The 12651-nt window shown below is 68.3% G+C and carries 11 protein-coding genes; 7 read left to right on the forward strand and 4 right to left on the reverse strand.

What is annotated here, in order from left to right; genetic code table 11:
• Positions 1-24 precede the first annotated feature (24 nt).
• The 4 genes from JR065_RS05885 to tssJ all read right to left on the reverse strand — a co-directional run bounded on the left by JR065_RS05885 (position 25) and on the right by tssJ (position 5480).
• Positions 25-2562, reverse strand: a complete 2538-nt coding sequence (locus tag JR065_RS05885) for a type VI secretion system Vgr family protein (protein WP_206232973.1) — start codon at positions 2560-2562, stop codon at positions 25-27.
• Between the two features lie 10 nt (positions 2563-2572).
• A complete protein-coding gene (gene icmH / locus JR065_RS05890) occupies positions 2573-3364 on the reverse strand; it encodes a type IVB secretion system protein IcmH/DotU (RefSeq protein ID WP_206232975.1) in 792 nt (263 codons plus the stop codon).
• Entirely contained in the window at positions 3361-4695 is a 1335-nt protein-coding gene (gene tssK / locus JR065_RS05895) for a type VI secretion system baseplate subunit TssK (protein ID WP_206232976.1), read from the reverse strand. The genes icmH and tssK overlap by 4 nt, the downstream gene beginning before the upstream one ends.
• Positions 4696-4871: 176 nt before the next feature.
• Positions 4872-5480, reverse strand: a complete 609-nt coding sequence (gene tssJ, locus JR065_RS05900; protein ID WP_206232977.1) for a type VI secretion system lipoprotein TssJ — start codon at positions 5478-5480, stop codon at positions 4872-4874.
• Between the two features lie 264 nt (positions 5481-5744).
• Here tssJ and JR065_RS05905 point away from each other — a divergent pair, with 264 nt between their 5' ends.
• From JR065_RS05905 to tssG, 7 genes are all read left to right on the forward strand, one after another.
• Positions 5745-6368, forward strand: coding sequence for a tetratricopeptide repeat protein (locus tag JR065_RS05905; RefSeq protein WP_206233058.1), 624 nt, complete (start codon positions 5745-5747; stop codon positions 6366-6368).
• A 49-nt stretch (positions 6369-6417) separates the two neighbouring features.
• The gene (gene tssB / locus JR065_RS05910; RefSeq protein WP_206232979.1) at positions 6418-6918 is read left to right on the forward strand and encodes a type VI secretion system contractile sheath small subunit; all 501 of its coding nucleotides are present in this window, start codon (positions 6418-6420) and stop codon (positions 6916-6918) included.
• A 3-nt stretch (positions 6919-6921) separates the two neighbouring features.
• Positions 6922-8415 carry a type VI secretion system contractile sheath large subunit gene (gene tssC, locus JR065_RS05915; protein ID WP_206232980.1) on the forward strand — a complete coding sequence of 498 codons (1494 nt, stop codon included), beginning with the start codon at positions 6922-6924 and terminating at the stop codon, positions 8413-8415.
• Positions 8416-8556: 141 nt separating this feature from the next.
• Complete coding sequence (locus JR065_RS05920; protein WP_206232982.1) at positions 8557-9054, forward strand: Hcp family type VI secretion system effector; 498 nt, start codon at positions 8557-8559, stop codon at positions 9052-9054.
• Between the two features lie 149 nt (positions 9055-9203).
• A complete protein-coding gene (gene tssE / locus JR065_RS05925; RefSeq protein ID WP_206232984.1) occupies positions 9204-9692 on the forward strand; it encodes a type VI secretion system baseplate subunit TssE in 489 nt (162 codons plus the stop codon).
• 2 nt (positions 9693-9694) lie between these two features.
• Positions 9695-11530: a type VI secretion system baseplate subunit TssF gene (tssF, locus tag JR065_RS05930; RefSeq protein ID WP_206232985.1), complete on the forward strand. Its 1836-nt coding sequence runs from the start codon at positions 9695-9697 to the stop codon at positions 11528-11530.
• Positions 11494-12585 (forward strand): type VI secretion system baseplate subunit TssG, encoded by a 1092-nt coding sequence (tssG, locus tag JR065_RS05935; RefSeq protein WP_206232987.1) that lies wholly within the window; start codon positions 11494-11496, stop codon positions 12583-12585. The genes tssF and tssG overlap by 37 nt, the downstream gene beginning before the upstream one ends.
• The last annotated feature ends 66 nt before the right edge of the window (positions 12586-12651 follow it).

Here is a 12651-nt window from a genome sequence, read left to right on the forward strand (position 1 = left end):
GAAGATGTCTTCCTTGTAGATGTATCAGCCCGAGAAATCGAGCATGCGGTCCGGCTCCAGATGCACCAGGCCATCGGGCAACGCGAATTTGGGATTGCCGCTCTCGCCCCCCAAGAACGGATGCTGGCTGGCCTTGACCGTGAACTCGCCCGGGCAGGCGAAGGTGATGTCGCCGCCTTCCAGGGTGATGCTCGTCTGTCCGGCCTGCAGCACGATCTTCTGCTGCGCCAGCACGTCGATGCGGGAATCGGTGGCGGTGACCGTCACCGCCTGGTCGGCCAGCAGTTCCAGGGTGCCGGTGTGCGCCTGCAGGCTCACCGGCCCGGCCGCGGCGATCAGCTTGATCGGCCCGCTCTGCGCGAACAGCGCGGCGTGCTGACCGGAGACCGCCGACAGCGTCTGCCCGGCGCTCAGGTGCGCATCGTCCTGCACCGTCAGCTGCAGGTTCTGCCCGGCATAGGCCACGCCGCTGGCCGGAGTGGTCCAGGCGACGTGGTCGGGCGATTCGCCGAGCAGGCGCGCCTCGGCGAAGCGTTCCACCGGGTCCTGGCCCTCGCGGCTGCCGTCGGCCGGCTTGGTCGCCGGCTGGCCGCCGACCGCGCCGGCGTACTTGCCCTGCGCCTGCGGGTCGATCGCCTCGCGCAGCCGGGTCACGCTGGAGTGGGCGTCCAGGCCGGGCACCTGCTGCTGGGTCAGGGTGTCGTGCAGCGCCTGGGCGGTGCGCTCGGCGCCCTGCAGCTGGGCCACCGCCTCGGCCACGTCCAGCGCGGTCGAGGCGCCCTGGGGGCGGGCGCTGCTGGACAGCAGCAGGCCTTGCGCGGCATGCACGTTGCCCCAGCCCTGCGAGGCCAGTTCGAAGCCCTGGCCGCGCAGCGCGCCGCGCGCGGTGTCGCTGTGCTGGATCAGGTAGCCCAGCTCCAGCCGGGTGTCGGCCAGCGAAGTGTGCAGGCGCGTGCGCAGCTGGCCCGGGGTGTCGTCCAGCAGCCATTGCTGGGTGCCGCTGCCGTCGTGCGACTGGGTGTGCAGGCCGCTGAGCGTGCCGGGGTGGCTGGCGCTCTCGTCCAGGCCGCCGCCGAACGGCGGAGCGACCTCGCCGTTGTACAGCTGGCCGGTGATGCGCGGCTGGTCCAGGTCCCCGTGCAGGAACTCCACCAGCACCTCGCTGCCGATGCGCGGCAGGAAGTGGCTGCCCCAGTTGGGGCCGGCCACCCACTCGGCCACCGGCACCCAGGTGCCGGCGCTCTGGTCGCCCGGCGCATGGCCGGGCTCGGCGCTGGCGCTGTCGCTCAGGCCGCCCGGCGTGGGCTGCGCGCCGCGCTGCCACGGGAACTGGATCCGCACCTGGTGGTCGCGGCTCGGGCTCACCGCCGCATCGGCCACGCCGACCACCCGGGCGCTCTGCGGCCCGTGCATGCGCGGGCGGTCCTGCGGCAGCGCGCGCAGCGGCGTGGCCGCCGGCACCGCCAGGAAGCGGTTGCGGTAGCTGCCGTGCTCCAGCTCCGGCGCATCCAGCAGCGCGACGATGCCCTGGCCCAGGTTGTTCACCGCCACGTGCTCGACCGACACCGGGACGAAGCGCTGGCCTTCGTGCTGCGCGTGCTGGCTCAAGGTGAACACCGCCCCGGCCGACAGCACGCGGGCGCTGCCGGCACCGGCGTGCAGCGTGTGCGGCACGCGCAGCGCGTCCAGTCGCGCCTGCGCCTGGGCCTGCGCGGCCGCGTCCTGGGCGAAGCGCCCGGCGCGCGGCTGCACGTAGACCTCCAGCGGCGGCAGCCCGCCGGCCTGCGCCTGCGCCTGCGCGTTGACCGCGCGCAGTTGCTCGCTGTGCCAGCTGGCCACCGTGCTGGCGGTGGGCACCACGCCGCGGCGCTCGCCAAAGGCGCTGATCGCATCGTCGGCCTCGGCCATGTCGCTGCGGTGGAAGCGGATCGTGCCGCTGTCCGGCGCCTGCGCCTGCGGGTCGAAGACCACCAGCGTGGCCGCGGCGGCCTCGCTGTCCTCGCCCTGCGCGTGCTCGTAGCGCCACGCCAGGCCGGCCTCGGCCAGCAGGCGGGTGACGAAGGCCCAGTCGGTCTCGCGGTACTGGGTGGTGATCGGGTGCGTGGGCAGTGCGGCCTGCAGCTCGAAGCGGAACGCGGCCTGCGGGTAGTCGGCGAAGATCCGCTCGCAGATCGCGCGCGCGTCCAGGTCCTGGAACACCAACGCGTTGCGCCGCAGCTCCAGCAGCGCCGTCCACGGCTCCAGGGTCAGCCGGTAGCGGGCCAGGCCGCCGTCGCCGCCCAGCTGCGCCACCGCCGTGCACAGGCCCTGCCAATGGCGCTGGGTGCCGTCGGCCTGGCGCAGTTGCAGGTCCAGCGGCTGCTCCAGCAGCGCGTCGGCCTCGAGGAACGCCGAAGTGGCCAGGCACTCGATCTGCAGCCGCGTGGCCCCGCAGACCGCTTCCTGCCCATGGAAGCGCTCCACCACCAGCCCCTCCAAAGGGGCGCGCAGTTGGATCAGGCGGGCGTGTTGGGACGGCTGCGCCAGACCAGCAAGGGCGACGGCCAGAGTCGGCATATCCATATCGACGTACTCACGGCAGGGTGATCGTAATGTGTGCGGTGCGCTGCGGCATCTGCACCACTTGGTTGTAGGCGGCCATGCGCTGTTCGGTCTGGTGGTCCAGGTACAGGCGCAGACCGAAGAAGCCGATCACGCCGAAGCCGGCCACCAGCGCCGCCGGCAGCCACAGTGGCACCACGCGGCGCAACGCATGGCGCACGTTGTCCGGCGGCGGCCAGTGCGGCGCGAAGCCGGTGCGCTTGCCCTTGAAGTAGACGATCTCGTCGCCCAGGCGCGCGGTCAGGTAGCCGAGCTTTTCCGGCCCTTCCAGCCGGTACTTGCCTTCGAAACCCAGCAGCAGGCAGTAGTGGTAGATCTCCAGCGACGGCAGGCGCACGGCGCCCTGGCGGCGCAGTTCTTCCAGGCGGTCGAAGAAATGCTCGCCGGCCAGGTGCTCGCCGAACAGGCGCAGCTGCAGTGGATTGCGTTCCCAGGTTTCGTGCAGCGCCGAGGGCTGCGACAGGATCGCTTCGTCCACCGCGGCGCAGAACGCGTACTTGGCCGCGTAGATGTCCTCGGCGGAGATGCCGAGCTTGACCGCGCCGCGTTCGACGCCGTCGAGGAACTTCTGCACCGACTGCACGAACGACTCGGTGTCGCCGGGCATCTGCCCGCGCTTGAGCAGCAGCAGCAGGTAGAAGCCGTCGGCCATCAGGTCGAGCAGGCTCTGCGGCGTGGACGGCTGCGCGCTCGCCAGGCCATGCGGGCCCTGCGACGTCAGCGAGGGCATCGGGCCCGGGGTGGGGGGCAGCGAATTCATCATGAGGTCACCGCGACGAGTTCCATCTTCAGGTCATGAATGCCGGCCGGCACGTACAGCATCATAGACTGCGCCTTGAGCATGCGCTCGTACAGCGGCCCGCGCGCTTCCACGGCGAAATAGTAGCTGCCCGGACGCACCGGGATCGCCGCCGGCACCTGCGCGGCATGGGTCAGCTTCACGCCCGGCAGCGCCGACAGCACGCACTTCTCCACATCGTCCGGCGCGCCGACCTTAAACCGCACCGGCACCGTCTGCACCAGTTCCGGCCCCGGCATGTCAGCCGACACGCTGAGGTAGAACGCGGCGTTCTCGTCGATCCGCTGCGAATCGATCCGGCCCAGGTGGAACGAGGGCTTGACCTCGGTCAGCGCGATCTTGAAGTAGCGCGCCGAGATCACCGTGTCCAGCAGGTCGCGCACGATCTGGAACAGGCGCTGGAAGCACGCTTCCGGCGCGGCGTGGTTGTACCGGGGCAGGTCGTTGAGCTGGTAGGCGTTGGAGAACGTCAGCAGCGCGCCGGCCATGCGCAGCAGTTCCTGGTGCAGGCGCTCGGGATGCAGCTGCGGGTGATGGAACAGGTGCGACAGCGCGCCGAACGACGAGCAGGCGGTGTGCAGCAGCCAGAACGAGGCGATGTCGCCGGAGCGGAATTCGATGATGTGCTGCGACGGTTGCCGGTGCAGGCCGTACAGCGCGTCGACCTTGGCCTGCAGCGAATCGAGCAGGCCGCGCAGTTCGCGGTACAGCGTCGGCGAGGCGTCGATCTGCGCGCACGGCGGGATGAAGTCGTCGTCCAGCTCGAAGCCGCCGGTCGGGGTGCGGCGCACGCGCGCCACCGGCACGGTCACGTACGGATCGCGCGGATTGTCGTCGGTGAGCAGCTTCACCGCCTTGCTCAGGTACGCCAGTTCCGATTCGGCCGCATCGGTGTACAGGTCGCTGGTCGGCCGGTTGAGCTGCTGGTAGCGCGCCAGCTGCGAGCCTTCCGGGTCGCTGCAGTTGCCGCCGTCGTCGCGCAGCAGCGGCAGCGCCAGGTACACCGTGGTGGTCTGGATGCCGGCCGGCAGGTCCTTCAGCGACAGCGCATCGGGCAGGGCGTCGTGCGCCGGCGCGTCGTAGGACTCGCCGTCGGGGAACACCACCGACAGGTCGAGCGCGCGCAGGCTGCCGCTGGCCATGCTCTGCGGATCGAAGCGGATCCGGCGCGAGCCCCAGGCATAGGGATGCAGGGTCTGCGCGAGATCCTGCAGCCTGGCTTCGTGATAGGTGTCCTGGCGCTGGAAATGCTGCGGCCGGAGGAACAGCCCTTCGCCCCAAAATACTTTCGACATCCTGCTTACATGAGACACGAGTCTATCCCTGGATTTGAAGAGGTCGGTTCGCACCGATCCGGCCGCCCGTCGCGGCCGGCCACGGGCGGCAAGGCCACGCGCGCCTACCGCAGATTCCTTGCCGACGGGCAACCGATACTACAGCACGTACTACAGCACGCGCGCGCAGGCAGGCGCTAGCGCGACGGGGCGCAACGCACCGATGCCAGGCTGCCGGGGTCGCCCGACAGGCGGGTGATCAGCGCCGGGCTGTCGGTGGTCAGCGCGCAGGCATGGATGCCGATGGTGATGCCCTGGGTCGGCAGTTCCTTGCGCCGCGTATCGAAGGCCAGGCGCCAGCGGCCCTCGGCCGGCGCGCGGAACAGCGCCACCACGCCCAGGGTGGTGGTGCCGTCGGACATCTGCTCGTTCAGTTCCTGGCGCGCGCTCGGCGTCAGCACGATCTCGTTGACCGACAGCAGGTCCGCGCCCAGCGCGGCCTGCTCGCCGGCCTGGTCGAGGAAGGCGGTGAACGGCGCCTGCTCGAAGCGCTGCGCGCTGCGCAGGTGGTAGATCTTGACCACCGCCGCGGTGGCGCGCTTGTCGTTGCCCGCATTCAGGTTGCTGCCGGCGAGCAGCCGCAGCGGGATCACCGGCGGCGCCTCGGGTTCGGCTTCCTTGATGCCTACCGCCTCCAGGGTCTTGTCCACCGCCTTGCCGAGGCCGCCGCTGGCGCAGCCGGACAGGGCCAGCGTGGCGGCAAGAAGGGCCAACAGAAAATTGAAACGATGAGCGGATATGTTCATGCTTGCTCTGGAGTGGCGGACGGGGAGGCGATCCGCATTCAGCCACTCAGGGGGCCGTCGCCCCTGGGCGGCGCGCCCGACCGCCCGTGCAGAGATCGCAGCATGGGGCAGACTCTGGCCGGCTTGACGCGGTCGTGGAACGCCACTATACCCGGTCCTATTTGCACCTGTACACTTACGGAACAACGCATAGACCTGGCTCACCCTGTCTTCACATCGGCGGCTCCAGGTTTAACTTTAGGATTGGTTTTTGCAGAGGAAGTCATGATGACGGTAGTCAAGGGGCTGGGCACTTTCCGGCCGATGTTCGCACTCGTTTTGCTCGTCGCTCTCGTCGGTTGCGCCTCCACGCCGAAGAAGGCTCCGCCGCCGTCGTTCGACGCCACCATGTCGCGCGCCGAAGCCGAGGTCACCAGCGGCAGCGCCGAACAGGCCCTGAAGACTTTCGAAGACGCCGGCCGTGCCGATCCCACCCGCAAGGAGCCGTGGGTGCGCATCGCGCAGCTGCAGTTCGACCGCGGCAACTACGCGCGCGCCATCGTCGCGGCGCAGGAAGTGCTGCAGCGCGATCCCGACGACCTGGTCGCCGACGGCGTGCTGACCGTCGCCGGTTTCCGCATCGCCAACCAGTCGCTGCAGCGCCTGCAGGGCCGCGGCGCGCTCGCCTCGGACACCGCGCGCAAGGAGGCCGAGGCGCTGGCCACCACGCTGCGCGCGACCATGGGCGACGACATCCTGCAGCCCGACGAGCCGAAGAAGCCGCGCAAGCCGGTGCGCAACACGCGCCGCGCCGCATCGTCGGCCGCCCCGGCTGCGAAGGACCCCGCGCCGGCCAAGGAAACGCCCAAGGCGTCGGCCGATCCGTTCCAGAACCTGGGCGGCAACTGACCGGTCATCCCGGCCTTCCCCCCAAGCCCCAAACGTCAGGAGACACCCCATGGCTAAGAAGGAAAGCGTCCAGAAACGTCTGCAGAAGATCCGGCCGCCGCGCGTGCAGCTGACCTACGACGTGGAAAAGGGTGACGCGATCGAACAGAAGGAACTGCCGTTCGTGGTCGGCGTGCTTGGCGATTTCAGCGGCAACCCCGAGCAGCCCCTGGCCAAGGTCAAGGACCGCAAGTTCGTCAACGTCGACCTCGACAACTTCGACGAGGTGATGGAAGGCATGGCGCCGCGCGCGGTGTACCGCGTGCCCAACAAGATCAGCGACGCCGGCGGCGAGTTCGGCGTGGAGCTGAAGTTCAAGTCGATCGACGACTTCCGTCCCGAGGCCGTGGTCGAACAGGTCGAGCCGCTGCGCAGGCTGCTCGAGTCGCGCACCAAGCTGGCCGACCTGCGCAACAAGCTGGCCGGCAACGAGAAGCTCGAAGACCTGCTCACCGACGTGCTGAACAACACCGAACAGCTGAAGAAGCTGGGTCGGGAAAAGGGGGAGTAATCAATGGCAGAGGTTTCGAGTGCCGCCGATAATTCGGCGCCCGCCACGCTGGCAGAGGTAGGACTGCTCGACCAGATCGTCGAGCAGAGCAAGGTCGCCAAGTCGGAGACCGAGCACCAGCGCGCGAAGGACATCATCTCCGAGCTGGCCAAGGAAGTGCTGGAAGGCACCGTCGTGGTGTCGGACAACCTCAACCTGACCCTGGACGCGCGCATCGCCGAGATCGACCGGATCATCTCCGAGCAGTTGAGCGCGGTGATGCACGCGCCGGAGTTCCAGAAGCTGGAAAGCAGCTGGCGCGGCCTGCACTACATGTGCCAGCAGACCTCCACCGGCGTGGCGATGAAGATCAAGGTCTTCAACTCGCCGAAGCGGGACCTGGTCCGCGATTTCAAGTCGGCGATCGACTTCGACCAGAGCGCGCTGTTCAAGAAGGTCTACGAGGAAGAGTTCGGCACCTTCGGCGGCGCGCCGTTCGGGGCGCTGGTCGGCGACTACTACATCGGCCGCCAGCCGGAGGACATGTACTTCGTCGAGCAGATGTCGCACGTGGCCGCCGCGGCGCACGCGCCGTTCATCTCCGCCGCGGCCGAATCGATGTTCGGCCTGGAGACCTTCACCGACCTGGGCAAGCCGCGCGATCTGGCCAAGGTGTTCGACACCGTCGAATACGCCAAGTGGAAGTCGTTCCGCGAGTCGGAAGACAGCCGCTACGTCGGCCTGACCATGCCGCGCTTCCTCGGCCGCCTGCCGTACAACCCGAAGGACGGCACCACGGTCGAAGGCTTCAACTTCGTCGAAGAGGTCGATGCCGCCGACCACAGCAAGTACCTGTGGTGCAACACCGCCTACGCGATGGCCACGCGCCTGACCAAGGCGTTCGAGGACTACGGCTGGTGCGCGGCGATCCGCGGCGTGGAAGGCGGCGGCCTGGTCGAGGACCTGCCGACCCACACCTTCCGCACCGACGACGGCGAAGTGGCGCTGAAGTGCCCGACCGAGATCGCGATCACCGACCGCCGCGAGAAGGAGCTCAGCGACCTGGGCTTCATCCCGCTGGTGCATTGCAAGAACACCGACTACGCCGCGTTCTTCGGCGCGCAGTCGGCGCAGAAGCCGAAGAAGTACAACACCGATTCGGCCAATGCCAATGCGATCCTGTCGGCGCAGCTGCAGTACATCTTCGCCGTGTCGCGCATCGCCCACTACCTGAAGGCGATGATGCGCGAGAAGATCGGCAGCTTCGCCTCGGCGCGCAACGTCGAGGATTTCCTGAACCGCTGGATCTCCCAGTACGTGTTGCTGGACGACAACGCCGGTCAGGAAGCCAAGGCGCAATACCCCTTGCGGGAAGCGTCCGTACAAGTTTCGGAAGTGCCGGGCAAGCCCGGTGTCTACCGCGCGGTGGCCTTCATCAGGCCGCATTTCCAGCTCGATGAGCTGTCTGTTTCGTTGCGTCTGGTGGCCGAACTGCCGGCTGGTACCAAGAAGGCGTAACGCTTGTTGTTGTCGTAGCGTCGAGGGACGGAGATCCCATGTTTTGCAGTTGACGCAATGTCCTTCGGGACAGGCAAATAACCGCCGGGCCCTCGCCCGGCAAATCAATCTCACGGAAGACCGGAACTTAGGAGACCAGATATGCAGCACGCGTTTCTTTCTATCGATACCATCAAGGGTGAATCGCACGACGACAAGCACAAGGACTGGGTGGAGATCAAGTCGTTCTCCCAGGACTTGCTGCAGCCGCGCTCGGCCACGGCGTCCACCGCCGGCGGTCAGTCGGCCGCTCGTGTGAACCTGTCGCCGATCGAGATCGTCAAGGCGATCGATCTGTCCACCACCGCGCTGAACCAGGCGTGCGCCAACGGCACCACCTTCCCCAAGGCCCGCATCGAGTTCATGCGCGCCGACAAGGACGGCAACGCCATCAACTACTACCTGGTTGAGTTGATGAACGTGCTGGTGCACCGCGTCACCACCACGGTGGACGAGGACGGCATGCCGCAGGAAGTAGTCCAGCTCAGCTTCGGCGCGATCAAGTGGACCTACAACCAGCAGAAGCCGGAAGGCGGAATCGGCGGCAAGGCGGTTGCGCAGTGGAGTGCCACCAAGAACATTCCCAACTACACCGTTTGATGCTTGTTTTTGCGATGGCGCCTTCGCGCGCCATCGCATTTCCGCCTCGCGCGGAAGACACAGGACCGACGCACAGCCGGGCCGCGCCATCCGCCGGCCGCGCCCAGTTGGCAGGAAGGCTCAAGGACGACTTCACGTAGGGGCGGTCAATGAAGGGACTCGAACCCAGTCTGTTGGAAAAGCTGTTCGACGATGCGCCCAAGTCCACGAGCGGTGCGCACGTGTTCAAGGCGATCTCCATCGACCAGTACAAGGAATCGGTCGCTCGCGACCTGGAAGGCCTGTTGAACACCCGTTCGGCGTTCAGCGAGGAAGGCCTCACCGAATTTCCCAATTGCAAGCAGTCGTTGATGACCTACGGCCTCGGCGACTTTTCCGCGATGAGCCTGGCCAACGCCTACGACCGCACGATGATCTGCCGCTCGCTGGAGCAGGCGATCGCGCGCCATGAGCGGCGCCTGCGCAACGTGCACGTGAAGCTGGAAACCGGCGGCCAGTTCGGCGGCGGCCTGCACTTCACCATCCATGCGCTGCTGGACATGGAGCCGGCGCGCGAGCCGGTGAGCTTCGACGCCATGCTGCAACCGTCCACGCTGCAGTATTCGGTCAGCCGCCTGCGGCGCCAGGCGACGCCCTGACCATGCAGGACCTGCTTCCCTTCTACGAACGCGAACTGGGCTATCTGCGCCGCTACGGGCGCGAGTTCGCCGAGCGCTATCCCAAGATCGCCGGGCGCCTGCAGCTGTCGGCCGACGGCAGCCAGGATCCGCATGTCGAGCGCCTGATCGAGGCGTTCGCGCTGATGGGCGCGCGCATCTCCAAGCGCATCGAGGACGACTACCCCGAATTCACCGACGCGCTGCTGGAAGTGCTGTATCCGCACTACCTGCGGCCGTTCCCGTCCTGCTCCATCGCCTACTTCGACATGGAAGGCGTGGCCGCCAAGCTCAGCGCGCCGATCCGCGTGCCGCGCGGCAGCTACCTGCAGTCGCGCCCGGTGCGCGGGGTCAACTGCCGGTTCCGCACCGCCTACGACGTGGTGCTGGCGCCGGTGGCAGTGAAGGCCGCCAGCTACCGCGGCGTGGCCGAGGCGCCGATGGCGGTCAGCCTGCCGCCGGGTACCGGCGCGCAGATCTCGATCAGCTTCGAACTGCTGTCCGACCAGGCCTCGTTCGCCGGCCTGGGCACCGACGCGCTGCGCTTCTTCGTCGACGGCGAGCCGTCGTTCTGCTCGGCGATGCGCGATGCGCTGGCGCTGGGGGTCAAGGCGGCCTACGTGGAGTCCGACGGCAGCGGGCGCTGGCGCCGGCTGGCGGAAGCCCCATTGGCGCCGGTGGGCTTCGCCGACGACGAATCGCTGATCGACTTCCCGGCGCGTTCGCATCCGGCCTACCGCTTGCTGACCGAGCTGTTCGGCTATCCGGACAAGTTCGGCTTCTTCGATCTGGCGCTCAAGCCGGTGACCGCCGGCGCCAGCCGCTGGTTCACGCTGCATCTGGTGCTGCAGGCCACCCCGCCCGATCGCGCCGCCAACCAGGTGCTCGAGGAACTGGACCGCAAGAACATCCGCCTGGGCTGCACGCCGGTGGTGAACCTGTTCGCGCAGCACGGCGAGCCGATCCGCGTCACCCACCGCAGCGTCACCTATCCGGTGGTCGCCGACGGGCGCCGCGCCTTCGCCTACGAAGTGCATTCGATCGACTCGGTGCACCGCATCCGGCAGACCCCGCAGGGCGAGCTGATCCAGGAGTTCCGCCCGTTCTATTCGCTGCACCACGGCGAGGACCCCGAGCGCACCGGCCAGTACTGGGTCGCGCGCCGCGACGAGGACGTGGCGCGGCAGAGCCCCGGCTACGAGACCGAACTGAGCTTCGTGGACCTGGAATTCAACCCGACCCTGCCGCAGACCGACGTGGTCAGCGTCGAGCTCACCTGCAGCAACCGCGACCTGCCCAACCAGCTGGCCTACGGCATCGCCGGCGGCGACCTGTCGATCGAAGGCGGCACGCCGGCGCGGGCGATCAGCCTGCTGCGCAAGCCGAGCCGGCCGCTGCGTTTCCGCCACGGGCGCGGCGCGCAATGGCGGCTGATCTCGCACCTGTCGTTGAACCAGCTGTCGCTGACCGGCAGCGGCCTGCCGGCGCTGAAGGAGATGCTGCGCCTGTACGACATCTCCGGCAGCAGCGTGTCGTCGCGGCAGATCGACGGCATCGTCGGCATCGAGCAGCATCCGGTCACCACCTGGCTGTCCGGCAAGCATTTCGCCTCGGTGGTGCGCGGGCTGGAAGTGCGCCTGACCATCAGCGAAAGCCATTTCGTCGGTACCGGTGTGGCCGCGTTCGCGCACGTGCTCGACCACTTCTTCGGCCTCTACGTCCACGCCAACAGCTTTACCCGGCTGGTGCTCATTTCCAGCGAAACAGGGGAGGAACTCGTCAGATGCTCACCGCGAAGCGGCGAATCGATCCTGGCGTAGCGCTGCAACTGCTCGCCGAGCCGCATCGCTTCCAGTTCTTCCAGGCGATGCGGATTCTGGAGCGGGTGTTCCAGCGCCAGGGGGTCAAGGCCGGCCAGGCCCTGCCCACGCGCGTGCGTTTCCACAACTCGTTGTCGCTGGCGTTCCCGGCGACCGAGCTGGACGCCGTCGGCCAGGCCTATTCGCAGGACGGCGAGCGGCTGGAGAGCGACGCGGCACTGGCGTTCGCGATCGAGACCGAAAGCCTCGGCGAAGTGCACCTGACGCCTAACTTCATGGGCCTGCTGGGCACCTCCGGCGCACTGCCGCTGCACTACACCGAGACCCTGCACGAGCGCGAGCTGTACCAGCGCGACCGCACCCCGCGCGCGTTCCTGGACATGTTCTCCAACCGCGCGGTGGCGCTGCACTACGCGGCATGGAAGAAGCACCGGCTGGCGCTGCAGTACGAACTGGACCGGCGCGAGCGCTTCCTGCCGCTGGTGCTGTCGCTGCTGGGCATGGGCATGCCCGGGTTGCGCGACCGCATGGTCGATGGCGACGGCGACGTGTTCGACCAGGCGGTGGCGTACTACGCCGGCGCCATCCGCCAGCGGCCGATCTCGGCCAAGCTGCTGCAGCGCGTGCTGGCCGACTACTTCAAGGTGCCGGTGGACCTGGAACAGTTCGTCGGCGCCTGGTACAAGGTGCCGGCGCAGCAGGCCACGCGGCTGGGCCAGGCCAATGCCACGCTGGGTTCCAGCGCGCTGGCCGGCGAGCGGGTGTGGCAGCGCGACCTGCGCATGCGCCTGCGTTTCGGCCCGCTGGACCGCGAAGCCTTCGACCAGTTCCTGCCCGGCGGCAGCGCCGAGAAGGCGCTGTCCAAGTGGCTGACGCTGCTGACCGGCGGCGGGCTGGAATACGAGGTCAAGCTGGTGCTGCGCGCCGAGGACGTGCGCGGCTCCGGCGTCGGCGACGAACTGGGCGTGCGCCTGGGCTGGGACAGCTACCTGTGCTCGCGCCCGGAGACCAGGCCGCGCGCCGACACCACCTACGGCCTGCACACCCTGCAATGAACCGGGCCCGAGCCCAACGCCGACGGCAGGCAGCACCGCCGGCGCCACATCACGAAACCGCCAGCA

This window comes from Xanthomonas sp., from assembly GCF_017163755.1.
Classification (GTDB): Bacteria; Pseudomonadota; Gammaproteobacteria; order Xanthomonadales; family Xanthomonadaceae; genus Xanthomonas_A.

Excerpts from the sequence above, each read along its gene's own strand:
- JR065_RS05885 (WP_206232973.1), bottom strand. The coding sequence starts at position 2,562 with ATGGATATGCCGACTCTGGCCGTCGCCCTTGCTGGTCTGGCGCAGCCG.
- icmH (WP_206232975.1), bottom strand. The coding sequence starts at position 3,364 with ATGATGAATTCGCTGCCCCCCACCCCGGGCCCGATGCCCTCGCTGACG.
- tssK (WP_206232976.1), bottom strand. The coding sequence starts at position 4,695 with ATGTCGAAAGTATTTTGGGGCGAAGGGCTGTTCCTCCGGCCGCAGCAT.
- tssJ (WP_206232977.1), bottom strand. The coding sequence starts at position 5,480 with ATGAACATATCCGCTCATCGTTTCAATTTTCTGTTGGCCCTTCTTGCC.
- JR065_RS05905 (WP_206233058.1), top strand. The coding sequence starts at position 5,745 with ATGATGACGGTAGTCAAGGGGCTGGGCACTTTCCGGCCGATGTTCGCA.
- tssB (WP_206232979.1), top strand. The coding sequence starts at position 6,418 with ATGGCTAAGAAGGAAAGCGTCCAGAAACGTCTGCAGAAGATCCGGCCG.
- tssC (WP_206232980.1), top strand. The coding sequence starts at position 6,922 with ATGGCAGAGGTTTCGAGTGCCGCCGATAATTCGGCGCCCGCCACGCTG.
- JR065_RS05920 (WP_206232982.1), top strand. The coding sequence starts at position 8,557 with ATGCAGCACGCGTTTCTTTCTATCGATACCATCAAGGGTGAATCGCAC.
- tssE (WP_206232984.1), top strand. The coding sequence starts at position 9,204 with ATGAAGGGACTCGAACCCAGTCTGTTGGAAAAGCTGTTCGACGATGCG.
- tssF (WP_206232985.1), top strand. The coding sequence starts at position 9,695 with ATGCAGGACCTGCTTCCCTTCTACGAACGCGAACTGGGCTATCTGCGC.
- tssG (WP_206232987.1), top strand. The coding sequence starts at position 11,494 with ATGCTCACCGCGAAGCGGCGAATCGATCCTGGCGTAGCGCTGCAACTG.